Here is a 22,167-nt window from a genome sequence, read left to right on the forward strand (position 1 = left end):
GAATGCTGATAAGTGTAAATAGCTTAGCCTTCGAGCTGTGAGGCTGCATGATTAAGTTCGGCCACCAATTTGTTGCTTTCTGCTTCTCCCAGAATAGCCGAAAATTGTTCGTGAAAATTCTTGCGGCAATCGCTCAGTTGTATGTACAATTGTTTACCCCGGGGCGTGGGATACACATTGGTAAGCTTTCCGTCGCCGGTGCGGAGCAATAGCTTTTTTTGCTCCAGCTTCTCCATTAACCGCGAAATTGTAGAAGGCGCAAGCTGCAACTGCTTGCTGAGCACACCCGGCTGAACGCCCGGTTCATCAAGCACTGCAAGCAGCAAATACCCCAAACTTGGCGACAAGCCCGAGGGTTTCCAGCACATTTCGGCCAGCCGGGTTACTTTGCGCGATAAGGCTGTAACTGAGAAGTATGCACAGTGGCAATACTTCGATTCGCATTGTTTCACCGCACAAAGATAACCTCATTTGTATATACAAATCAGAAATAGATGTAAATACATTGACTTTTATCAGTTCCTTCACAGGCAAGCTCCGCGCCGGTTAGTCCTCGCATCAATTTAAACCCGTGAAAATCAAGGCAAGAGCAACAAAAAGGAAAAATTTTGCTTGAAATGTTTGGGAATTAACACAAACACCTATCTTTGCGCCTCTGATTTACGGTTCCGTAGCTCAACTGGATAGAGCATCTGACTACGGATCAGAAGGTTTGGGGTTCGAATCCCTACGGGACCACAAATAGCCTCGGTTTTACCGGGGCTATTTTTTTTAGTTTTTCTATGATTTTACAAATTGCTTTTAATCAGATACAATAAATTATCCCTATTCTTCAATTATCAATATTTAATCCCTATCGAAAGGTATTTCATCAAATGCAATGCAAATACTACAGTACTCAATTCATAAAATAAGTTTCCGTCATGGTTTTGATTTTCCAATAAATAGTAAACGCCATATTTGAGTAAAGAGTAAATAGAAATTGCTAAAATCAAGATAATCATAAGTACCGATGCATCTAATATGGACTTACTTCTCGTAAATAATACAAATTTATTTCTCTTCTTTATAAGAAGATATTTTACTTTCCTGCCAACAAAAAAAACAATGACAATACATATCGCAATAATTCCCAAAGGAAAATTCTTATCTTTTTGAATTGTAAAAAAATGAAAAACAAATATTAATTGTATCCAATCGAAAACAACAAGAAAGATTAAGTTTGAAAGATTTTTATTTGACTTAATTTTATTTCGAATTATTGCCCAAAGCAGAATCGAAATAAGCATAAAGCATTGTGACAGAAAAAAACCTTTACTTGATTCAATACTCTGTGCAAAAAGCGTTAAAGCATTAAAAATGCCAAAAACAGTATATAAGTTGACATTTTCGTTTAAATGATCTTCGATTTTCTTCTCTTTCATTTCTATACATTAATAAAATCTCTTTTCGATTAAATTACAAAATATTTTATAATTAATCAATCTTTGTAGATAGTAATATGTAAGAAGAAAAAGCAGCTTGCAAATTACTGAATGCTAAACATTAACTGCCCATTCGCAATCACAACCGCCGGCCCCGGAATCTTCACCCACCCAAACGTACTGCAAACCACTTTAAGCCATTTACGCTTCACCGGCAACTTCGTCAAATCAATATCGGCCGATAAATACCACTCACGATAACGCGCAAACGTAAAGCAATTGCCCTGCGCATTGCAGATAACCGGATTGCTGCTGCCGCCGGTCATTCCCCCCGCCCCGTAGCCCACTGCGGCATTCAGCCAGCGCGGAAAACGCGTATCGCTGCGCAGAAACGAAGCTACATTGACCGACAGCCAGTACGTTTGGCCGTTGTAGTCTTTCAGCAACTGCTCGGTCCAGGTGCTGCCCAGCAACGCCGGCCGGTACTGCGCAAATTCGCTTTTGCGGAAACCGAATTTCAGTTGCACACGCTGCTCCTGCCACAGTGCATCCTGCACCAGAAACAGCGCACTGCCTGACGCATTGGCCACACAATCGCCCCACGAAAAGCCCCAGCCCGATGAAAAGCCGTCGAGCATTTCGATACCGCTTAAATACAGCATGGGCGTGAGCACACCATACCAGCGCGCACGCCCCGCAGGCACACCCGCCCAGCGATACGTGCCCGCACTGAGCCGCGCAAGCGCATAACTCGTAAGCGCGTGACCGGCCTTATCCATTTGCAGCCACTCATCATTATCATCAAAAAAATGAAACGGCTCGCGCGGATAATCGGCATACCACAACTGATTGAGGCCAATGAGCGAACCACCGCCCAGCAACACCTGCGTGCCTGTTACCACACGCACACGGCCTTTGTGCGGCTGCGGCGATTTATCGAAAAAACGCAGCGTATCGCCGGCCTTCAAAGCCAGTGAACACAAACACGCAAACAGCAGCAGGCGAATCTTCACTGTGCTAAAATACACCGGCGGCTGCAACTTATGCTGCAGCCGCCGGTAAAATCGTAATTAATATTCTCTACTGAATGCTGATGCGCGATACGGCCTGACCGCCATCGTACACATAGCGCAGTACATACATACCGCTGCCGTATGCCGAAAGATCAACCTCGCTGCGGCCGGCGGCATTGTGCTGTGCGCGATATACCTCACGGCCTTCGATGGTATAAATTACCAGTGTGCCGGGCAAACTGGTATTCACCGTAAACTGTCCGGCTGAAGGATTGGGACTGGCTGTAAACACAACCTGACCGTTTATTCCGCTGATGCCGGTGCACACATCAACCGTAAAAATTACGGGTGTGGATGTAGCCGAACAACCCAGCGAATCGGTGTAGCTGTACAGCAGGGTGTGCAAACCGGCACCGGCTGTGGCAGGTGTGAATACATTACCGCTTACGCCGGGACCGCTGAATGTGCCGCCTGCCGGTGTGGCAGTAAGCGTAAATGCACCGCTGGTTAAGCAGAATGTATCCTGCGAAGGTGTGAAGCTGATTACAGGCAGCGCATTTACGGTAATGTTGATTGTATCGCTGTCGGTACAGCCATTGTTATCGGTAGCCAGCACCGAATAAGAACCGCTGTTGCTTACCTGTATGGTTTGCAGCGTGGCACTTGTATTCCACAGCCACTGCGTAATGTTATTGGCCGATTGTGCGGTAAGCGGATAGGGATTGGCTCCGGCACAGAACGCCGTATCGTTGCCAAGCGTAACAACCGGATTGGATACTGCGGTAACCAGGTAACCGGCAGCTGCCGAATCGGAGCAACCATTGAGATTTGTTTTGATCAGGTTGTACACGCCCGGCTGGGTGGCTGTGTAAGTGGCCGTATTTGCCCCTACAATAGCCACGCCGTTCAGGTACCATTGTGAGGTGCCGCCTGATGATGCGGTAAGGTTTACAGTGCCGCCGGGGCAAAGTGTGGTTGCACTTCCGCTGATGGTTACCACGGGTAACGGATTAACCGTAACAGTGACCTGTGTGGAATTGGTGCAACCGAATGCATCGGTGGCGGTGAGTGTGTAAGTTTGGTTGGCCGTTGGCGATACGGTGACAGACGCACCGCTAAGGTTACCCGGCTGCCAGCCGTAGGTATAGCTGCCGCCGCCACCGGTGGCCGAAGCGGTAAGCGTGGTGCTTTGTCCGATGCAGATGGCCACGTTATTTCCGGCGCTGGCTGCAAGCGGTGAACCTGTGAATACGTTTACCGGAAGCAAGGTGCCGGTGCCTGAAGTAGTGGCTGCGTCCACACGGATGCGGCCGGCTGCACCATTTGCTCCCGTACCGAAATACGGCGAACCGGGTACGTTTGAAGCACCGCCGCCGCCGCCCACGGCACGCACCTGACCATTGTTTACAAGCGCGTTGGTAAGCAGCCAGATGGTGCCGCCCGAACCGCCGCCGCCGCCACCGCAGTTGCCTGCTCCGTCGCTGCCGCCGTTACCGCCGTTTGCACGAATTGCTCCGGCTGCGCCAATGGTTAATCCGCTGCAGGCCGAAATACGGATATATCCGCCACCTGCACCGCCGCCGCCACTGCCGCAGCTGAATCCGCCCGAACCGCCGCCGCCGCCGCTGCCGCCAAGCACCGCCGAAAGCTGTGCATCGCCGTAAGCCGGACCGGCAAAACCGCCCGTACTTCCGCCCGAAGCCGAACCCGCAGCACCATATCCGGCGCCGCCGCCGCCCGACCAGCCATTGCCCGCCGTAGTTACACCACCGGCACCGGCTCCATCCTGCGCAAGCATGCCACCCAAAGAGGCGGAATATGTACCGTTGCCGCCATTCTGGCCGCCGGCCACACCAATACCGCCGGTTCCGGCTGCCGAAAAGGTAATACCATTGGTACCATTACCACCGCTCGCATCCAGCACACCGTTAATGGTTACTGCACCCGAACAGTTGATAATGAGCGGCTGTGTGCCGGTTACAGTAACCGTAACACCGGCTGAAATGTTGAATGAAGTGTAATTGTATGTACCGCCCGCCAGTGTGGTGTTGGCCGTTGCGGTGAATGCACCGTTACTGCCTGTTCCGCAGGGAATGCAGGTAACCTGTGCATGCACAACCTGAACAGAAGCCAGACTGAGTAACGCAAATAATCCTGTGTAAATTTTTCTCATGGGAGTTTGATTAAGGGTAATGTTGTTTGTGGAAGTAAAAATAACGAAACCGCGAAATTATACTGCGGCGATTAGCAGAATAGCTGATTTCATTCATAAAAATCTGTTTTTGAGTAATTGCTGCACCGTTGCAAAACCACGGCGATGCTTACTTTTGCAAACTGTGTTTGCTTTCCTCCGCGATTATTCGAAAATTGAAAAACCTGTGCTGCTGGTCATCGCGGCTGAATTTTTTATTCAGCTGGTGAATGCCACGTTTATGAATTTGCAGCCGCTGTATATGAAGGCCGAAGGATACAGCGACAGTGAAATTGCCGATTTTATTTCGTGGCGGTTTGCGGGAGTGCTGTTGCTGGCCTTGCCGCTGGGGCTGTTTATCAAGGGACGTAAGGTGAAAAATTTCTTCTGGCTCTCATCCATTGGCGTGCCGTTGTTTGCGCTTTGCATCATTTATGCAGTGCATGAGCGTGCGGGAGGCTGGCTTGTGGTTTCGCAATTGCTTTGGGGCGCTTCGTTTACATTTATGCAAATTCCGGTGCTGCCGTTTATCATCCGCAACTCCTCGCCCGAAACACAAACGCCCGCCATCTCCCTCAGCTTCTCTACCTGGAGTTTGGCGGGTATTGTAAGTGCGTCGGTAGTGTGGGCGTTAAACAGTGCGGATCCGCTGCTGTTCAGCGAACGGAATTTGCTTACCGGAATTACCATTGCCGGTTTTGCCGGACTCATTTTCATGGCACGTATCCGCATGAATGAGCAAACCGTGGCCAATGCCCACCGCCGCCTCGATCTGGGCAACCACGACTGGGGCCTTATTGCCGGTGCGCTTATTCCGGCGCTGGTCATTGCGGTGGGCGCAGGTTTGACCATTCCGTTTATCAACCTTTTCTTCTCGCGCGTACACGGGCTGAGTACCGATACAATTTCACTCTGGAATTTTGTGGCGGCATTACTTGTGGCGGTGGGCGCCTTGCTGGTGCCGCAAATAAAAGAGCGTTTCGGCTACAAGGCAGCGGTGCCGGTTACACAGTCGTTTGCGGTTATTTCGCTTATCCTCATGGCTACTACGGAGTATTACAACCAGCTTCCGCCGGCGGTGTGGATTGCTGTGGGCTGTTATCTGCTGCGCCAGCCGCTGATGAATATTGCCGGACCCATGACTTCTGAAATTGCCATGAAATTTGTGGGCGAACGCAATCAGGAAATTACCAGTGCACTGAGTGCGGCCATCTGGTCGGGAAGCTGGTTCATAAGCACGCGGTTTATATTTGGCATGCTGCGCAAAACCGGCTGGCCGTATGTGGATATTTTTATGATTACCGCAGCGTTGTATGCGTTTGGCGTGTTTCTTTACTTCCTGCTCATCCGCGCATGGAGTAAACGCGAAGCCGACGAAAATTAATTACGCTTCCACCACTTCTCCCGCTCAATTTCCTTCACCTCAATATTCACCCGCAGCGAAATTTCGTGCGGCACATTCATGCCCGCCACTTCGGCGCGGTTGAGTGCAAAATTGTAGCCGTAGCAAAGCGAAAACACACCATTCCCCAAACCCGCCTGCGGCTGCAGGGTAAAACGCACATCCGAAAAATTGGTGTACGCATTAACCCGAAAGCCGGTAACGATTGCAGAAAAATACGTTCTCCAACGGCTGAAACCAACGCCCGCAGTTTGCTCCAGCGGGTTATACAAGCCGCTAAATGCTGTGCCGCGATAGTAACTTCCCAAAAAGTATCCGTTTTTGCTACGTGCATAAGAAATTCCAGCCTCAGCCCACGGACTTTGCCAGTAGTGCGCGGCAAGCACCAGCCCTACCGCATTACGCTTACGCTTCAAATCGAAATCAGTACTTTGAAAAGCCTGCGCAGGAATGCTCAGCACCACAAGCCACACTACACTGAGAAGCCAACGTTTCATTTAATCGTTTTTTGAAAGTACCTGTTTCAGCCGTTCTTCCAATGCAGCATAGTCAGTATAACCACGCGCAATGAGGTAGTAGTTGCCATCATGCTCCACAATTACAGTGGGATAACCGTTGGCCTGAAAACGCTGTGCTTCGCGGTAATCCTCTTCGGCCAGCTGTGCCGCTGAACTTAAACGCAATCCGGCAGCAAAAAATACGCCATCATCAATACCCATTTCTTCGGCCAGATGAATATAGGTATTGTCGGCTTGCGGGGCCATGCCTTTGCTGTAAATGGCACTTTGCAGCGCATGCGCAAATTCAACCTGCCGCTTCGGATACTGCGTTCTGAAACTGGCCAGCGCACGCGAAGGCATGTCGGAACTGAAAATCATTTCACCTTTATCAAGTTCATTCAGAAACGCTTCACCAAATACCACACCGGTCATTTCCTCTACACGTTTGTAGGCACCTTTGATATAGGGAGCCACTTTACCAATAGGTCCGGAACGTTCACCCAGCACCATGCCGCCTGAAATTACCTTAAACTCAATTTCGTGCTTGTAATTTTCGTGAAGCTGTTTCATTACCGGACTAAAACCATAGCACCATCCGCAAAGCGCATCGTAGATGTAGTAAAGTGTAGTATTCATGTAACAAAGATAGGCGGCAATACGTCATCTCAGGAAAAGAGTATATTTAAACCAAGTTGCTTAATTAAAGTATAGTAAATGACAATTGTCTGGATAATTACCGTAATTGTGGCGCTGCTGCTGCTTCCGGTGGTTCTGCTGCGGATTATCAGTCCGGGAAAAACCCCGCCGATCACCGATGCGCGTGGGAAAAAAGTGCCGGGAAGTATTGCCGAAATAGAAACACTGCAGATTGGAGGTGTAACGCAATGTGCAATAATCCGCGGACAAAATGTGAATAATCCGGTGCTTTTATATGTGCATGGCGGGCCCGGTACACCTGAGTTTGCGTTTGTGCGCCGCGAGTTTGCCGCGCTGGAAAAGCATTTTACCATTTGCTACTGGGAACAGCGTGGTGCCGGAAAATCAGCCGGTGAAGCGGCAGGTATTACACTTGAGCAACTTGTGAGTGATGCAGCTGAGGTGACTTTGTATCTTCAGCAGCGTTTCCACTGCGGCAAAGTACATTTGCTGGGGCACTCGTGGGGAACAGTGCTTGGCGTACATGCGGCAAAGGCTTTTCCCGACTTGTTTGCCTGTTACATCGGTATCGGGCAGGTGTGCAACCAGTTTGAGGGCGAACGGCTTTCGCTGGAGTTTGTGCGGGATCAGGCGCGGCAGCTCAAACATACATCGGTGCCGGGTAAAGTAGAAAAGCTGCAATTGCCTGCACGTGACGCTGCTGCTGAAACGTGGATAAACTACCTGCTTAAACAACGCCGCTGGGTAGGCGAATTTGGCGGTGCGCTCTTTCGCTCCAACCTTAATAAAACAGCGCCCAAACAGCTCATCACCTGCCCGGAATATACCCTTCGCGAAAAATTAGCCTACATGGCGAAAGCCCGCAAAAGCATGCTCCAACTCTGGCCCTGCGTGATCAGCAACGATCTCGCGCAGGTGATTCCTACGCTGGAAATACCGGTGTACATTATTCAGGGCCTTCACGATTATCAGACGCCGCTTAAAGAAGCACGCCGTTTTTACGACAACCTCTCGGCACCGCACAAAGCCTGGTTTGAGCTTGAAGAAGCCGCACACTTTCCGCATACGGAATGCTACGCCGCTTTTGAACAGTATTTGCTTACCGAAGTACTTTCGCCCAAAAACTGAATCAGATTTTCAGCTTGATCACAACCGGGCAGTGATCGCTGGCATGCGGCCGTTCTTTGCCAATTCCTTCAAAACGCGGCCCGGTATAGCGCGTGGCCTTCTGGCACAAACCATTGCGGATCATAAACGGAATAGCTTTCGGGTTTCTGTCGGCCATGGCTTTGGAGAGAAAGATGTAATCTATTTGCTTGTAGTCTTTCTTATCAGCCCAGAAATGCGTCCAGCGTTCCTCCGGGTCAGCTATGCGTTGTGATACATCTTGCATCCATGGCGAATTCTGCAATTCACTGATTGCTTTTGAGGGCTGGTAATCATTCAAATCGCCAAGTACAGCCCAGTCAAACTTACCCGGATCATCACCATAACGCTCTTTGAGTATTTTCAACACTTCCTGCGCCTGCATTAGCCGTCGTGCCTCGGTTTCGGCCTTACCGGTAAGCATCGACTTAAAGTGGTTTACAAACACACTGAACGGCTTGCCTTTTATATCGAGTACCACTTCCAGACAATCGCGAGAAAATACCTGCGACTTGCCTTTGCGCCTTGTCTGGTGAGTGACACACTGTTTAATCGGAAAACGACTCAGCACGGCCACATCAATCAAACGCGGATCATTGCCATCAATCAGCATGCGGTGGGTGTAACGCTCATTTTGCAGAAAACGGCTTGTGAAGGCCTTGAGGGCATCTAAATTCTCTACCTCCTGTAAACAAATAATATCTGCATCTGCCGCCAGAATGGCCTGAGCGGTAATGGTACGTTCCTGATCGATGATGGTTTCAAAACGCTTTTTATCAAGAATGAATCCGTTTTGTACTGCACTTTCCGGATTGGCCGTACTGGCAAACTTGTAACGCAAAAAAAGATTTTCGCAATTAAATGTAGCTAAGGTAAATGTGGGCATAAGGGAGTGATGCTGTTTTTGATTTTGTGTATTGATGCACAATTTACAATTACATCACAGTGCAAAACCAGCATATTTTTTCAACAGACGCTGAAAGGCTCATAAACAGTACATCGGGTAATTACCATAATTACATTTCAGATAATTACAGCGTCAAAAACACAGATAAAATGATCCAAATAAAAACGCCGGATAAATCCGGCGTACAATATGAGATGCAAGATGTAGATATTATGAGCGAGATGAACAAGCCTGAGAAGGCGAACCGAATTGAGCAAGCAACGCATTAACTTTGACAAGCTTGGGCTGAGAAAATGACTCTGATACCCCATCAGCGAGCGCTGTAACGACATGCACCACCGGCAACTTTGTTATTTTCTTTTTTCCCATCCCCAAATATACAATTTTCATCCGGCCTCGTCAATACCTTTCTTCTTATCCCACTCATTTTCAACCCATTTTTCACGCACCAGCACATTTTCAAAGTTGCGCCCCGGCTTTTTCTTTACCGCAAACCCTTCATAAATTTTACCTTTTTCAAAAGGTTCCCACCCTTCAGGTTTTAGCGCAAGGATATCAAAATCTTTTTCAATATCGCTCCAGTAGTTCGAAATAGCCATCCGATACAATCGTGTTCGTGCCGGTGTGCTGCCAGTGAGAAAAACCCAGAGGTGCGGATTCTCGCGGGTAAATACATAAATGGAAGCCGCCACGGTGGCAAGCACAAGCGGCATATCGCCATTGCCACTTACGGCATGGTCGTCTAAAGCATCATTACCTCCGGCATTGTCGCCAAACGACAGATTGACAATATCATCGTGGCTGGTGGGTGAAAAACGGATGAGCTTGTAAATGTGATCGGCCTTACCGTTGCTCACAAATCTGAACATAGAAAAATCCTGCGCTGCATCGAGCGGATACTTGGGTAAATACATGGTAAATAATAAATTTTGAAATAATAAATAACTGCGTCTTCAATCCTCTTGTGAAAATAGGCGGCAAACTTAGTGTGATAAAATCGGGAAAGTCAAGATCTGTTGAAAACTCAACGCCCCGGAATACAGGTTCTACCTACGGTAGAAAAACACATCATCTTTCAGAAACCTGACAGCAGCACACTAAATAAACCGGCAGCTGCTATGATAAAATACCCCGTCAATGTGCCGGCCCCTTGATAATCTTTTGCCATACGTTGTCCGAAAAGCAGCATCAAAAATGTAGAAAGTGATAAGGAAAGACCGATACACCCGATAAATCGCCCCCACGAAGTAAAGCAGCAAACAGCTCCCAGCGCTGTCAAAATGCCACTCAGTGTCTCAAAGACCGTGAGTATGAAAAGTAATCCCGGAACAATACCTTTAAGTGCGGTGGATGCAAAATGTGATTTCAACCAGTCGGTATTTCCTTTGTAATGAATGATTTTATCCAATGCCGATTGTAAAAAAACAATTGCCATGAAAGCGCAACAGGCTGCGAAAATTATACAGGGAATCCAAAATGAAGGTTGTGAATAATCAATCAATCTCTCCGTTTGTGAAGTGAGATAAATAGCTGATAGGTAAAACGAATTTTGAAGCACCATCCTGAATTGCCTTTATTTATAGAAATGAACTGTCTATTCTAAAACCCGGCCATCCCTTTCGCATGCAACTCGATACTGGCCATTACCGTGGCATCGGGTTTGCGTTCGGGGCTGAGGTGGTCTTTAATGAGAGAGAGCGGAAGGTGGCGCGGGTAAACCAGCATTTGCATGTAGTGCATGGCCGCCGTAAACTGATCGATGCCGCGCAGGTTGCCGCCACGGCCATTGGCTACACCCACAAGGCCTATTTTTTTGCCGCGAAGCAAATCGGGGTGCAAACCGTCGAAAAGCAGTTTGAGGATGCCGGGAAAGGTGCCGTTGTACTCCGGCATGACCACCACAAAGCGGCCGGCAGGGAGTATGTATTCGTCAAGCTGCTGCTTAAAAACCTCGCTGCGATGCCCGTACAGGTCGGTAAACGCAAAATCGCGGGGCAAATCTTCGAGCGTGTAGAGCCGGTTGGGCTGCTCAAGGCTGGTCAGTACGCCGCTGTATGCCTCGGAAATGATACGCGTGGTGCTGCCGGGGCGGTTGGTTCCTGAAATTACAGTGATCATCAGTTAATTAAGGTGTTAACGGGCCGCTGTTTATAAAACGCCGGGGCGGTTTCGGCCAAAAAACGCTACCTTCGGGACAAAATTAATCGTTTGCCGGAGCGATTCTGAAAATACAAAATTCATTTCCGGTGCGTTATTAACAATTACTGCCGGGCATTGTTTGTCCGGCTGCTGTTTTGGGGAAGCTGAAACCTATGAAGATTACGTATTACGGTCATTCCTGCTTTGGCATTGAAACCGGAGGCAAACACCTTCTGTTTGATCCGTTTATTACCTACAACGAACTGGCCGCAGGAATAAACAAAGACGAAATCAAAGCCGATTACATCCTCGTGTCGCACGGCCACGAAGACCACATTGCCGACTGCGTGGCTATTGCACAACGCACCGGTGCCACTGTAATTTGCGCCTGGGAAATAAGCGTCTGGCTGCATAAACAAGGCGTTTCCAAAACCCATCCCATGAACGTGGGCGGAAAATGGATTTTCGATTTTGGTAAAGTGAAATGTGTGGCCGCTCAACATTCGAGCGGACTGCCCGACGGCACTTACGGCGGAAACCCGATGGGCTTTGTGGTGGAAACCGAAGAAGCCAACTTTTACTACGCCGGCGATACAGCCCTCACTTACGACATGAAACTCATTGGCGAATACCGAAAAGTACATTTCGCCTTCCTGCCCATTGGCGATAATTTTACCATGGGTATCGACAACGCCATTATTGCCTCCGACTTTATCAACTGCACCGATATCATCGGTATGCACTATGATACTTTCGGCTACATCAAAATAGATCATACCGAAGCAATCACCAAGTTTGAGCGGGCGGGAAAAAAGCTTACGCTTATGCCCATCGGTTCAACCATTGTAAAACCCTGAGGAATAGCGCTGCACACATATTATGGGTAAAATTATAGCCGTTGCGAACCAAAAAGGAGGGGTGGGAAAAACCACTACCGCCATTAACCTTGCCGCCAGTTTTGCCGTGCTCGAATACCGCACGCTCCTGGTGGATGCCGATCCGCAGGCAAATGCTACTTCGGGCGTGGGTTTCGACCCAAAAAACGTGAAAACCGGGGTGTACGAAACCATCATCGAAGGACGTAACCCGAAAGACATTATCCTGCAAACCACCACGCCCAACCTCGATCTCCTGCCCGCGCATATTGATCTGGTGGGTGCCGAAATTGAAATGATCAACATGCCCAACCGCGAACACATGATGCGGCAGGCCTTACATCAGATCAAAAACGATTACGACTTTATCATCATCGACTGCTCGCCCTCGCTGGGGCTTGTTACCGTAAACTCGCTCACCGCAGCCGATTCGGTAATTGTACCGGTGCAGTGCGAGTATTTTGCGCTTGAAGGTCTCGGTAAACTGCTCAACACAATCAAAATCGTACAGAGCCGCCTCAATCCCGAACTGGCCATTGAAGGCATACTGCTCACCATGTACGACATCCGCCTGCGTTTATCGAATCAGGTAGTGGAAGAAGTGAAAACCCACTTCCAGAGCATGGTGTTTGATACCATCATCCAGCGCAACACCAAACTTGGCGAGGCACCCAGTTTTGGCGAAACCATTATTATGCATGATGCCACCAGCAAAGGTGCTATCAATTACCTGAATCTCGCACGAGAAATCCTGCAGAAAAACAACATGACCCGCCTCTCCGACGAGGAAAAGATCATCAATATTACCCAGCAAGACTAAGCCTGCCCGGTCTCGGCTCCGCCCGACCAGACAAGGCAGATCTTTAGCGAATGCAGCGCAGGCCCAAACAAGGCCAATACAATACGAATAACAAGTACAGACATGAGCAACAAACGTCAGGCACTCGGAAAAGGCCTCAGCGCACTTCTCGAAAACGCCAATACCGATATTACTTCAAATGCCCGCCTGTCGGGCGATGTAACATCGGCTGTGGCCGGAGCCGTGACCAGTATTCCGCTGAAACAGATTGAAGCCAACCCGTTTCAGCCGCGTACCCATTTTGAGGAGCAGGCGCTCGAAGAACTTTCGGCCTCCATTAAGCAGCACGGCATTATTCAGCCGGTAACTGTGCGCAAAATGGGCTACGACAAGTTTCAGCTTATTTCGGGCGAACGTCGTTTCCGTGCCTCGCAGCTTGCCGGTTTGGAAAGCATTCCGGCCTATGTGCGCGTAGCCAACGACCAGGCCATGCTCGAAATGGCACTGGTTGAAAACATCCAGCGCGAAAACCTCGATGCCATTGAAGTAGCCATCAGCTACAAACGCCTCATGGACGAGTGCAGCCTCACGCAGGAACAGCTTAGCGAGAAAGTTAGCAAGCAGCGTTCTACCGTAGCCAACTACCTGCGCCTGCTCAAACTCCCCGCCGAAGTACAACTCGGCATCCGCGAAAAGAAAATAAGCATGGGCCACGCCCGCGCACTCATTAATGTAAATGGCGAAGAAAATCAGATCGACATTTACAACCGCGTAATCAATGAAGACCTCTCGGTGCGTGATACCGAACTGCTGGCCAGCGATAAAAAGAAAATCGAGCCCCGCATCAAACACAAAAACCTGCAGGGCAGCCTCGACGATAAATACGCCGATCAGATCAGCGCTATTGGCAAGCAGTACAACGCAAAAATCCAGCTCAAAAGCAATCCACAGGGCGAAGGAAAACTCATTATTCCCTTTGCCAGCGAAGAAGATCTCGAAAAGCTGCTGGATGCCCTCAACAGCTGATTCCTTTTTACACTTATTTGGAATACCGGTTAGCTTTAAAGCGCCGGTATTCTTTATTTTTGTCTGCACATGATGTCGCGCCTGTTTATTTTGCCTGTTGTCTGGTGTACACTGCTTCTGCTTTGTACACACTCCGCACAGGCACAAACCGACTCTGCCGCAGTGGCCAAACCGCCTGCCGACTCAGCCATTAAACCACCGCCCCACCCGCCCAAACGCGCCGCACTTATGAGCGCATGCCTGCCCGGGCTGGGACAGGCTTACAATAAAAAATACTGGAAAATCCCCATCATTTACGCCGGTTTTGGCGGCTTGGGCTACAGCATGGGCTTTAATCAGGTCTATTATAAACGCTACCGCAATGCCATCAGGCTGCGTTATGATAATGATCCCACCACAAACGATCTTTATCCCCAGTACAGCGACGATGATCTTTCCACGCTGAAAAACTATTACCAGCGCTGGCGCGACTTAAGCATCATCGGTATGGCCGCATTATATACCTTAAATGTGATTGACGCGGCCGTGGATGCCCATCTTTTCTATTTTGATGTGAGCGATAATCTCTCACTGCATGCCTCGCCCTACATGTTTCCTACGGCTGCCGGTCCGGTGGCCGGGGTGGGAATACGACTTGGGTGGCGATGATATACATCCGTTTCAGGAATAAATTTCCGGCACTTCGGGTGCTAAAAAATACATCCCGCACAATTTTTATTTGAAAATTGAACACTGTTCAGTAATTTTACTCCCGCATGGGAATCAAAGAACGGAAAGAACGCGAACGTGAACAGGTAAAGAAACAAATTCTTACCGCTGCACGTGAATTGTTCTTTGCTTATGGGTACGAGGCCACCAGCATGCGCAGCATTGCCGAAAAAGTGGAATACAGCGCCGGAGCTATCTACCTGCATTTCAAAGATAAAGACGCTATCTTTCACGAACTTCAGATTGAAGGGTTCCACCTGCTCAACGAAAAAATGGCAGTCTTGCTGGCCGTTTCCAATCCGTTTGAGCGCCTGAAGGCAATGGGCAAAGTGTATATGCAGTTTGCCAAAGAATACCCTGATTACTACGACCTGATGTTTGTAATCAATGCCCCCATGCGTGCGCTGGAAGAGGATGAAGACTGGCAGGCAGGCGAAACGGCATACCATGCTCTTATTCATGTAGTTAAAGAATGTCAAGGAATTGGCTACTTTAAGGAAAGAGATACTGAAACATTCTCCTATTACGTGTGGGCCACCATGCACGGAATCATTACGCTGGGTAAACACGGCCGTAATAAAGTGGTGTGTGAAGCCTCACGCAATTTCATTGAAGAGCTTGCTTTCGTGGAATTTATCACCATTCTGGAAAAAACTTAAAAAAATTTACAATAAAACTGAACGGTGTTCAGACTATAAATCATGTTCATACTTATCAAATCCATGATACCAATCCGACTACTTTTTCCGGTCCTCCTGTTCATGGCCGGAACTCCGCTCAATGCGCAGCAGTTGCTCGACGAGTACGTAAAGCAGGGCATCGACTCCAACATCGTTCTCCGGCAAAAATCGGTGGCTTATGAGCAGGCCATTCTGGCTCTGAAGAATGCCCGAAGCTATTTTCAGCCATCGGTAAACCTCAGCGGCAGCTACACCACCGGCGAAGGCGGCCGTTTTATTTCGCTGCCTGTGGGCGATTTGCTTAACCCGGTGTACAGCACACTCAACCAGCTTACTGCCAGCAATGCGTTTCCGCAGATTGAAAATGTGGAACAAAGCTTTTTCCCGCGTAATATGTATGATGCGCATGTGCGCACCACGCTGCCCATTGTGAACACAGAAGTGTGGTACGGCGTGCAGCTGCGCGAACAGCAGGCGGCCATTAAAGAAACCGAAATTGCCTTATACAAACGTGAACTGGTGCGCGATATTAAAGTGGCCTATTTCACGTACCTCAGCGCCACGGAAGCTGTGGAGATATACAACTCGGCTCTTGAGCTAACCGAACGCAATGCCAAAGTAACCGCTTCACTCATTGCCAACGGAAAGGCCGTGCCGGCACAAATGCTGCGCGCCGAGAGCGAAAAAGCACAGGTTACCGCCCAGCTAGAAGCCGCGCGCAACCAGCAGCTGAATGCCGAAGCCTGGTTTAACTTTTTGCTTAACCGGCCGCTGCATACTGCAATAAATACCAGCTTCAGCACCACCTCTGCCCTCGCCCGCCTCACCACGTCGTACGACTCATCGCAACTGGCGCGGCGCGAAGAATTGAAAATGCTTTTGCTTGGCGAACGCCTCAGCTTTACGGCGGCGCGTATGCAACGCAGCTACTTTATTCCCAAACTCAGCTTCTTCATCGACCTCGGCTCGCAGAGCGAGAGTTGGAAATTCGACAGCCGTTCGCGCTACTACCTGCTGGGGCTGCAGCTCGAAATGCCGCTTTACAACGGTATGCGCAACCGCAATGCCTACCGCAGCAGCCTGCTTGATATGCGTGTGGCGGCCTGGTCGGTTCAGCAAACGCGTAACCAGCTTAAACTGGCTGCCGACGTGGCCCAGAACAACCTCAACGCCGCGCTGGCCCGATGGAAAGCTGCTACCGAACAGCAACGCGCCGCCGAATCGTATTACCGGCTCATGAGCAATGCATACGCCGAAGGCACATCGCCCCTCATCGAACTTATTGACGCACGCAATCAGCTTACCGCCGCTCAGGTGCAACTGAACGTGTGCAAATACGACGTGCTTCAGGCACAAGCAAAACTCGAACGCGAAACCGCAGCAACCACACTCTAAAACTCATGCGCACTACATTTCACATACTCATTCCGGCCGCGCTCTTGCTGGCCTTCACGGCTTCCTCGTGCGGAAAAGATGAAAAGAAAAACACCATCCCCGCTGCCACCGAAGCCATTCCGGTGAAAGTAATAAACCCGTCTTTCTCAAGCCAGACAAGCATTGTAAATGCAGGCGGACAATTTACCACCGACGACGAAACCATGCTTTCGTTCAAAACCGGCGGCATTATCAGTGCAGTGCTGGTGAAAGAAGGCGATGCCGTGCGACGCGGACAGTTGCTGGCTACGCTTGATGTAACCGAAATTTCGGCATTAGTCAATCAGGCCCGGCTCGGACTTGAAAAAGCGGAACGCGATCTGAAACGCGCCACCAATCTTCACCGCGACAGTGTAGCCACACTTGAACAGCTTGAAAATGCACGCACGGCCCGCGAACTTGCCGCGCAGCAACTACGCGCTGCCGAATTCAACCTGCAGCATTCCGAAATACGCGCGGTGAACGACGGCTACATCCTGCGCAAATTTGCAAACACCGGTCAGCTTGCAGGCCCCGGTACACCCGTATTGCAAACCAACGGTGCAAGCAGCGGCAAATGGCTCATGCGTCTTGGTGTGAGCGACCGCGAGTGGGCACAGATTGCTACCGGCGACACCGCCACAATCACCACCGACGCATTTCCCGGCCGCACACTCAACGCCCGCGTTACCCGCCGCGCCGAAGCCGCCGACCCTTACACCGGCGCTTTCATTATCGAACTCAGCGTAAACACTACGCAAGAAGTAAAACCCGCGGCCGGTATGTTTGGCAAAGCCACCATTTACGCATCAGCCAAACAGGATGCGTGGGAAATTCCTTACAGCGCACTGCTCGACGGCAATGCCGGTGAAGGATTCATTTTTGTGACATCCGACGGCAAAAAAGCAGAAAAGGTGGCCGTGAAAATTGCAGCCATCACAGGCCAAACAGTCCGCCTCAGCGAAGGTCCCCGACAAGGCCAGCAGGTGATTGTAGCGGGAAGTGCCTATCTCACACACGGTTCTCTCATTCGTATCACAAATTAAAAACGGCTGTTATGAAAATTGCCAGTTACGCCGTTAAAAATTATCAGTTCACGCTGGTTATCTTTCTCATGGCTATTGTCCTGGGTATAACCACACTCATGAACATGCCCCGCTCGGAAGATCCCGAAATTGAAGCACCGCAGTTTCCCGTTATTGTAATCTATCCCGGCACCAGTCCGCAGGATATGGAACAACTCGTAGTGAAACCGCTGGAGAAAAAAATTACCGAGCTTGAAGACATTAAACGCGTGCGCACCAAAGTAACCGATGGTGTGGCTGTGATTAATGTGGAGTATAAGTACGAAAGTGATGTGGATAAAAAATATCAGGAACTGGTGCGCGAGGTAAACGGACTTCGCAACGAGCTTCCGAAAGATATTTTCAGCATCGAAATTCAGAAAATACAACCGTCAAACGTAAATGTGCTTCAGCTTGCACTGGTGTCTGAAAATGCCTCGCGCGAAGCCATCCGCAAGGAAGCCGAACGTTTGCAGGAATCGCTCGAAAAGCTGCGTGAACTGAAGAACGTGGAAATTGCCGGTTTACCCGAACGCATTGTGCGCATTGATTTGCAGTTTGAAAAAATTGCACAGCTGCGCATTCCGCTCGATGCTATTGTAGGCAGTATTCAAAGCGAACTGGCCAATATTCCCGGCGGCAGTCTGGATGCAGGCGGAAAAACATTCAACGTAAAAACCAGCGGCAACTATACCGACATTTCGCAAATCGGGCAAACCATTGTGTATAGTGTAAACGGCAACAACGTAAAGCTGGCTGATGTGGCCGACGTGCGTTTTGATCATGAAGAGCAAAAACACATTACACGTATCAATGGTCACCGCTGTGTGCTGGTGAATGCCGCGCAGAAACCGGGTTTCAACATTTCGCAAACGCAGGAAAAGTACCTCCCGGTTATCGAAGCATTCAAAAAAACACTGCCCGCCAACATGGTGCTCATTGATAATTTCGATCAGGCCAACAACGTAAACAAACGGCTGGGCGGGCTGGGCATTGATTTCATTATTGCCATTCTGCTGGTGGCCATTACGCTGCTTCCGCTGGGCGGCCGTGCGGCATCGGTGGTAATGATTTCCATTCCGCTTTCGCTGGCTATTGGTCTGGTGCTGCTCAACTTGTTTGGCTACAACCTCAACCAGCTGAGCATTGTGGGCCTTGTGGTGGCGCTGGGTTTGCTGGTTGACGACAGCATTGTGGTAGTGGAAAATATTGAACGCTGGCTGCGCAACGGTTACTCGCGCCGCGAGGCCACCCTGCTGGCTACAAAGCAAATTGGTCTGGCAGTTGTAGGCTGCACGGCCACGCTGGTAATTGCTTTTATGCCGCTGGTATTTTTACCCGAAGGCGCCGGCGATTTCATTCGTAGCCTGCCCATGGCGGTAATTATGAGTGTGGTTGCATCCATGCTGGTGTCGCTCACCATTATTCCCTTCCTTTCGAGCCGCATACTCAAAGATCATCACGCCGAAGGAAAACACACCGGCAATCTTTTCCTGCGTGCGCTGCAAAGCGGTATTCAGAAAACGTATGCCCCGCTGCTTAACCGCGCACTCAACCGCCCTGCAATTACACTCATTATTGCAGCCGCCATTTTTGCCGGATCGCTGGCGCTGATTAAGGTAATTGGCTTCAGCCTCTTCCCTGCTTCCGAAAAGCCGCAGTTTATCATCAACGTGCGCACACCGCTGCAAACCAGCCTTGCCGAAACCGATGCCATGACCCGCGAAGTGGAGAAAGTACTCGCTGCCGAGCCACTTATTCAATACTACACAAGCAACGTGGGCAAAGGCAATCCGCGCATTTACTACAACGTAATTCCCGAAAACGAGCGCACCGACTTTGCACAGATTTTCATTCAGCTGCACGATGATACCAATCCGAACGACAAGCTGGCACTGATTGAAAAACTGCGCAAAAAACTCACCCAGACACCAGGCGCAAAAATTGAAGTGAAAAACTTTGAGCAGGGCCCGCCCGTGGTTGCACCGGTTGAAATACGCCTCTATGGCGATAACCTCGACACACTGCGCGTATATGCAGCCAAAGCCGAACAACTGCTGCAAAACACCAAAGGCACACTGTACATTGATAACCCGGTGAGCAACCTCAAGTCAGACATACGCTACACCATAAACCGCGAGAAAGCCAACCGTTACGGCATTCCCACAGTAAATATCGACCGCACGGTGCGTATTGCGGTAGCCGGTTTAAACGTAGGCAATTTCTCCGATGCCAACGGCGATGACTTCGACCTGCACATTACCGCGCCCAAAGGCGAACGCGCCACATTCGATGTGCTTGCCAATGTGTATGTAAACAACATGCAGGGCGCCGCCATTCCGCTCAGCCAGCTTGCCAGTCCCGGCCTCGAAGCCTCGCCGCTGGTCATCAACCACAACGATAAAATACGCACCGTATCCATCAGCTCCGATGTGCAGAAAGGATTTCTCACCGACAATGTGATCAATGAAGTAATGGCCAAAATGGAACAGATGAAACTTCCTGACGGCTACACCTGGGACATGGGCGGTGAGGTAGAATCGCGCAAGGAATCGTTTGGCGGTTTTGGTACCATCATCATCATTACCGTGTTTCTGTTTATTGCGGTGCTCATTCTCGAATTCCGCACGTTTAAGAGTACGCTCATTGTGCTTTCCGTAATTCCGCTGGGCATTGTGGGTGCGGTAATCGGGCTCTGGCTTACGGGCAATTCGCTTTCTTTTGTGGCGGTAATCGGCCTTATTGCGCTGGCCGGCATTGAAGTGAAAAACTCCATTCTGCTGGTTGATTTTACCAATCAGCTCCGTGCACAGGGCATGAGTCTGGAAGCCGCCATCCGCGAAGCCGGTGAAGTACGTTTCCTGCCCATCGTACTTACTTCACTCACCGCCATTGGTGGATTAATTCCCATCGCCATTTCCACCAACCCGCTTATTTCGCCGCTGGCCGTGGTGCTCATTGGCGGACTCATCAGCTCTACACTGCTTTCGCGGGTGGTTACGCCGGTAATTTATAAACTCATTCCGCCTAAGGTGGAACAAACGCAACCGGGGGAAGCAACAACCAAAAGTTGAAGCGGTTAGGTTGGTTGCTTGCGGCGGATTTCCGGAAACGGAAGTCAGCCGCTTTGTTTCATGCAGATATGTAATAACTGTATAGAATATGTAGATAAATCAGCGGTCAGTAGAGGAAAATATCGCAATAACCGAGGAGTGAAATTTGAATGTACTTAATAAGCACATTTATAAAAACACATCGGAAAATGAACACTATCCATGAAGCCTCTGCTGCATTTCTTTTTCATTGTAAATTCGAAAAGAAACTCAGCCCCAAAACCACCAAAGCCTACGATTCAGACTGCAGACAGTTTGCGCAGTTTCTAAGTAAATTAAAGCACAGCGGCAAACTGAGCGAAATAGACAAACACACCATAAAAGCCTATCTCGAGCATCTGCACGGAATGCGCCCCAAAACCCTGCGCCGGAAAATAGCCACGCTAAAAGCCATGTTCAACTTTCTGGAATATGAAGAAGAAATTCTCACCACCCCTTTCCGGAAAATGAAAATCAGCATCCGCGAACCCCGCATGTTACCACGGGTAATGACGCTCCACGAAGTGCAGCAGATACTTAGCTATGCACAGAAAAAAGTACAAGCCAACAGCGCAGATACAACCTCAGCCTTCTACCGCGAAACACTGCGGAATCAAGCTATACTTGAGTTACTCTTTGCAACTGGCATGCGTGTATCAGAAGCCACACAACTGTTAAAAACCGAAATTGATTTACGCTCAGGCATTGTGCGTATCATGGGCAAAGGAAGCAGGCAGAGGGTAATTCAAATATGCCACAATGAAGTGCTTCAGGTATTAGCGAACTATCAGAAAACCTGGCATAAAACGCTCAGCCGCCGCAAAAACTTCTTTCTCAGCCGCCGCCAAACTCCGCTCTCCGAACAATCCATCCGCAACATGATACGCCACTACGCCCAAAAATGCGGCATAAAAAAACACATCACCCCACACACCTTCCGACATTCATTTGCCACCCTGCTGCTTGAGCAGGATGTGGATATTAAGTATATACAGCAGTTTCTGGGGCATAGTTCTATAAATACCACGCAGATTTATACCCATGTAAATGCGGAAAAGCAAAAGGCGATATTGAAAACAAGGCATCCGAGGCTGGCTTTTGAGGTGAGTTGATGGATAACTAAAGATTATC

General features: G+C 49.5%; 22 protein-coding genes and 1 tRNA gene. 13 read left to right on the forward strand and 10 right to left on the reverse strand.

Annotation, left to right across the window (positions count from 1 at the left end; all coding sequences use genetic code 11):
* Positions 1-23 precede the first annotated feature (23 nt).
* Positions 24-452, reverse strand: a complete 429-nt coding sequence (locus IM638_15950) for a MarR family transcriptional regulator (GenBank protein MCA6364532.1) — start codon at positions 450-452, stop codon at positions 24-26.
* A 212-nt stretch (positions 453-664) separates the two neighbouring features.
* On the opposite strand from IM638_15950, the gene IM638_15955 reads away from it, so the two are divergent.
* A tRNA-Arg gene (locus IM638_15955) sits at positions 665-738 on the forward strand.
* A 101-nt stretch (positions 739-839) separates the two neighbouring features.
* Here IM638_15955 and IM638_15960 read toward each other — a convergent pair.
* From IM638_15960 to IM638_15970, 3 genes are all read right to left on the reverse strand, one after another.
* Positions 840-1,424, reverse strand: a complete 585-nt coding sequence (locus IM638_15960; GenBank protein MCA6364533.1) for a hypothetical protein — start codon at positions 1,422-1,424, stop codon at positions 840-842.
* 104 nt (positions 1,425-1,528) lie between these two features.
* Positions 1,529-2,437 (reverse strand): DUF2279 domain-containing protein, encoded by a 909-nt coding sequence (locus IM638_15965; protein MCA6364534.1) that lies wholly within the window; start codon positions 2,435-2,437, stop codon positions 1,529-1,531.
* 67 nt (positions 2,438-2,504) lie between these two features.
* Positions 2,505-4,610 (reverse strand): T9SS type A sorting domain-containing protein, encoded by a 2,106-nt coding sequence (locus IM638_15970; protein MCA6364535.1) that lies wholly within the window; start codon positions 4,608-4,610, stop codon positions 2,505-2,507.
* A gap of 163 nt (positions 4,611-4,773) precedes the next feature.
* On the opposite strand from IM638_15970, the gene IM638_15975 reads away from it, so the two are divergent.
* Positions 4,774-6,012, forward strand: coding sequence for an MFS transporter (locus IM638_15975; protein ID MCA6364536.1), 1,239 nt, complete (start codon positions 4,774-4,776; stop codon positions 6,010-6,012).
* Here IM638_15975 and IM638_15980 read toward each other — a convergent pair.
* Both IM638_15980 and IM638_15985 read right to left on the reverse strand, forming a co-directional pair.
* On the reverse strand, positions 6,009-6,527 hold the full coding sequence (locus IM638_15980; GenBank protein ID MCA6364537.1) for a hypothetical protein: 519 nt from the start codon (positions 6,525-6,527) through the stop codon (positions 6,009-6,011). The two genes, IM638_15975 and IM638_15980, sit on opposite strands and share 4 nt — an antisense overlap.
* The gene (locus IM638_15985; protein MCA6364538.1) at positions 6,528-7,166 is read right to left on the reverse strand and encodes a DsbA family protein; all 639 of its coding nucleotides are present in this window, start codon (positions 7,164-7,166) and stop codon (positions 6,528-6,530) included.
* Positions 7,167-7,244: 78 nt separating this feature from the next.
* On the opposite strand from IM638_15985, the gene IM638_15990 reads away from it, so the two are divergent.
* The gene (locus IM638_15990) at positions 7,245-8,315 is read left to right on the forward strand and encodes an alpha/beta hydrolase (GenBank protein ID MCA6364539.1); all 1,071 of its coding nucleotides are present in this window, start codon (positions 7,245-7,247) and stop codon (positions 8,313-8,315) included.
* A gap of 1 nt (position 8,316) precedes the next feature.
* On the opposite strand, the gene IM638_15995 is transcribed toward IM638_15990, so the two are convergent.
* Positions 8,317-9,219, reverse strand: a complete 903-nt coding sequence (locus IM638_15995) for an endonuclease/exonuclease/phosphatase family protein (GenBank protein MCA6364540.1) — start codon at positions 9,217-9,219, stop codon at positions 8,317-8,319.
* A gap of 59 nt (positions 9,220-9,278) precedes the next feature.
* Here IM638_15995 and IM638_16000 point away from each other — a divergent pair, with 59 nt between their 5' ends.
* The gene (locus IM638_16000; protein ID MCA6364541.1) at positions 9,279-9,509 is read left to right on the forward strand and encodes a hypothetical protein; all 231 of its coding nucleotides are present in this window, start codon (positions 9,279-9,281) and stop codon (positions 9,507-9,509) included.
* Positions 9,510-9,626: 117 nt separating this feature from the next.
* Here the strand turns inward: IM638_16000 and IM638_16005 are convergent, their stop codons facing one another.
* The 3 genes from IM638_16005 to IM638_16015 form a co-directional block, all read right to left on the reverse strand.
* A complete protein-coding gene (locus IM638_16005; protein MCA6364542.1) occupies positions 9,627-10,154 on the reverse strand; it encodes a hypothetical protein in 528 nt (175 codons plus the stop codon).
* A 161-nt stretch (positions 10,155-10,315) separates the two neighbouring features.
* A complete protein-coding gene (locus IM638_16010; GenBank protein ID MCA6364543.1) occupies positions 10,316-10,675 on the reverse strand; it encodes a DoxX family protein in 360 nt (119 codons plus the stop codon).
* A gap of 164 nt (positions 10,676-10,839) precedes the next feature.
* On the reverse strand, positions 10,840-11,358 hold the full coding sequence (locus tag IM638_16015; GenBank protein ID MCA6364544.1) for an NAD(P)H-dependent oxidoreductase: 519 nt from the start codon (positions 11,356-11,358) through the stop codon (positions 10,840-10,842).
* A gap of 194 nt (positions 11,359-11,552) precedes the next feature.
* Here IM638_16015 and IM638_16020 point away from each other — a divergent pair, with 194 nt between their 5' ends.
* The 9 genes from IM638_16020 (at position 11,553) to IM638_16060 (ending at position 22,148) form a co-directional block, all read left to right on the forward strand.
* Entirely contained in the window at positions 11,553-12,236 is a 684-nt protein-coding gene (locus IM638_16020; GenBank protein MCA6364545.1) for a metal-dependent hydrolase, read from the forward strand.
* 22 nt (positions 12,237-12,258) lie between these two features.
* A complete protein-coding gene (locus tag IM638_16025; protein ID MCA6364546.1) occupies positions 12,259-13,074 on the forward strand; it encodes a ParA family protein in 816 nt (271 codons plus the stop codon).
* A gap of 102 nt (positions 13,075-13,176) precedes the next feature.
* Positions 13,177-14,079 (forward strand): ParB/RepB/Spo0J family partition protein, encoded by a 903-nt coding sequence (locus tag IM638_16030; protein MCA6364547.1) that lies wholly within the window; start codon positions 13,177-13,179, stop codon positions 14,077-14,079.
* A gap of 69 nt (positions 14,080-14,148) precedes the next feature.
* Entirely contained in the window at positions 14,149-14,727 is a 579-nt protein-coding gene (locus IM638_16035) for a hypothetical protein (GenBank protein MCA6364548.1), read from the forward strand.
* A 107-nt stretch (positions 14,728-14,834) separates the two neighbouring features.
* Positions 14,835-15,446: a TetR/AcrR family transcriptional regulator gene (locus IM638_16040; GenBank protein ID MCA6364549.1), complete on the forward strand. Its 612-nt coding sequence runs from the start codon at positions 14,835-14,837 to the stop codon at positions 15,444-15,446.
* 102 nt (positions 15,447-15,548) lie between these two features.
* Positions 15,549-16,862: a TolC family protein gene (locus tag IM638_16045; protein ID MCA6364550.1), complete on the forward strand. Its 1,314-nt coding sequence runs from the start codon at positions 15,549-15,551 to the stop codon at positions 16,860-16,862.
* Between the two features lie 5 nt (positions 16,863-16,867).
* Positions 16,868-17,926, forward strand: a complete 1,059-nt coding sequence (locus IM638_16050; protein MCA6364551.1) for an efflux RND transporter periplasmic adaptor subunit — start codon at positions 16,868-16,870, stop codon at positions 17,924-17,926.
* Between the two features lie 11 nt (positions 17,927-17,937).
* Positions 17,938-21,018, forward strand: coding sequence for an efflux RND transporter permease subunit (locus IM638_16055; GenBank protein MCA6364552.1), 3,081 nt, complete (start codon positions 17,938-17,940; stop codon positions 21,016-21,018).
* Between the two features lie 188 nt (positions 21,019-21,206).
* Complete coding sequence (locus IM638_16060) at positions 21,207-22,148, forward strand: tyrosine-type recombinase/integrase (GenBank protein ID MCA6364553.1); 942 nt, start codon at positions 21,207-21,209, stop codon at positions 22,146-22,148.
* Positions 22,149-22,167: the final 19 nt, after the last annotated feature.

The organism is Bacteroidota bacterium (genome assembly GCA_020402865.1).
In the GTDB taxonomy this organism is placed as follows: Bacteria; Bacteroidota; Bacteroidia; order Palsa-965; family Palsa-965.

Coding starts and splice junctions, on each gene's coding strand:
- IM638_15970 (MCA6364535.1), bottom strand. CDS start 4,610: ATGAGAAAAATTTACACAGGATTATTTGCGTTACTCAGTCTGGCTTCT.
- IM638_15995 (MCA6364540.1), bottom strand. CDS start 9,219: ATGCCCACATTTACCTTAGCTACATTTAATTGCGAAAATCTTTTTTTG.
- IM638_16050 (MCA6364551.1), top strand. CDS start 16,868: ATGCGCACTACATTTCACATACTCATTCCGGCCGCGCTCTTGCTGGCC.
- IM638_15990 (MCA6364539.1), top strand. CDS start 7,245: ATGACAATTGTCTGGATAATTACCGTAATTGTGGCGCTGCTGCTGCTT.
- IM638_15985 (MCA6364538.1), bottom strand. CDS start 7,166: ATGAATACTACACTTTACTACATCTACGATGCGCTTTGCGGATGGTGC.
- IM638_16055 (MCA6364552.1), top strand. CDS start 17,938: ATGAAAATTGCCAGTTACGCCGTTAAAAATTATCAGTTCACGCTGGTT.
- IM638_16060 (MCA6364553.1), top strand. CDS start 21,207: ATGAACACTATCCATGAAGCCTCTGCTGCATTTCTTTTTCATTGTAAA.
- IM638_16005 (MCA6364542.1), bottom strand. CDS start 10,154: ATGTATTTACCCAAGTATCCGCTCGATGCAGCGCAGGATTTTTCTATG.
- IM638_16010 (MCA6364543.1), bottom strand. CDS start 10,675: ATGGCAATTGTTTTTTTACAATCGGCATTGGATAAAATCATTCATTAC.
- IM638_16030 (MCA6364547.1), top strand. CDS start 13,177: ATGAGCAACAAACGTCAGGCACTCGGAAAAGGCCTCAGCGCACTTCTC.
- IM638_15960 (MCA6364533.1), bottom strand. CDS start 1,424: ATGAAAGAGAAGAAAATCGAAGATCATTTAAACGAAAATGTCAACTTA.
- IM638_16045 (MCA6364550.1), top strand. CDS start 15,549: ATGGCCGGAACTCCGCTCAATGCGCAGCAGTTGCTCGACGAGTACGTA.
- IM638_16015 (MCA6364544.1), bottom strand. CDS start 11,358: ATGATCACTGTAATTTCAGGAACCAACCGCCCCGGCAGCACCACGCGT.
- IM638_16025 (MCA6364546.1), top strand. CDS start 12,259: ATGGGTAAAATTATAGCCGTTGCGAACCAAAAAGGAGGGGTGGGAAAA.
- IM638_16040 (MCA6364549.1), top strand. CDS start 14,835: ATGGGAATCAAAGAACGGAAAGAACGCGAACGTGAACAGGTAAAGAAA.
- IM638_15980 (MCA6364537.1), bottom strand. CDS start 6,527: ATGAAACGTTGGCTTCTCAGTGTAGTGTGGCTTGTGGTGCTGAGCATT.
- IM638_16020 (MCA6364545.1), top strand. CDS start 11,553: ATGAAGATTACGTATTACGGTCATTCCTGCTTTGGCATTGAAACCGGA.
- IM638_16035 (MCA6364548.1), top strand. CDS start 14,149: ATGATGTCGCGCCTGTTTATTTTGCCTGTTGTCTGGTGTACACTGCTT.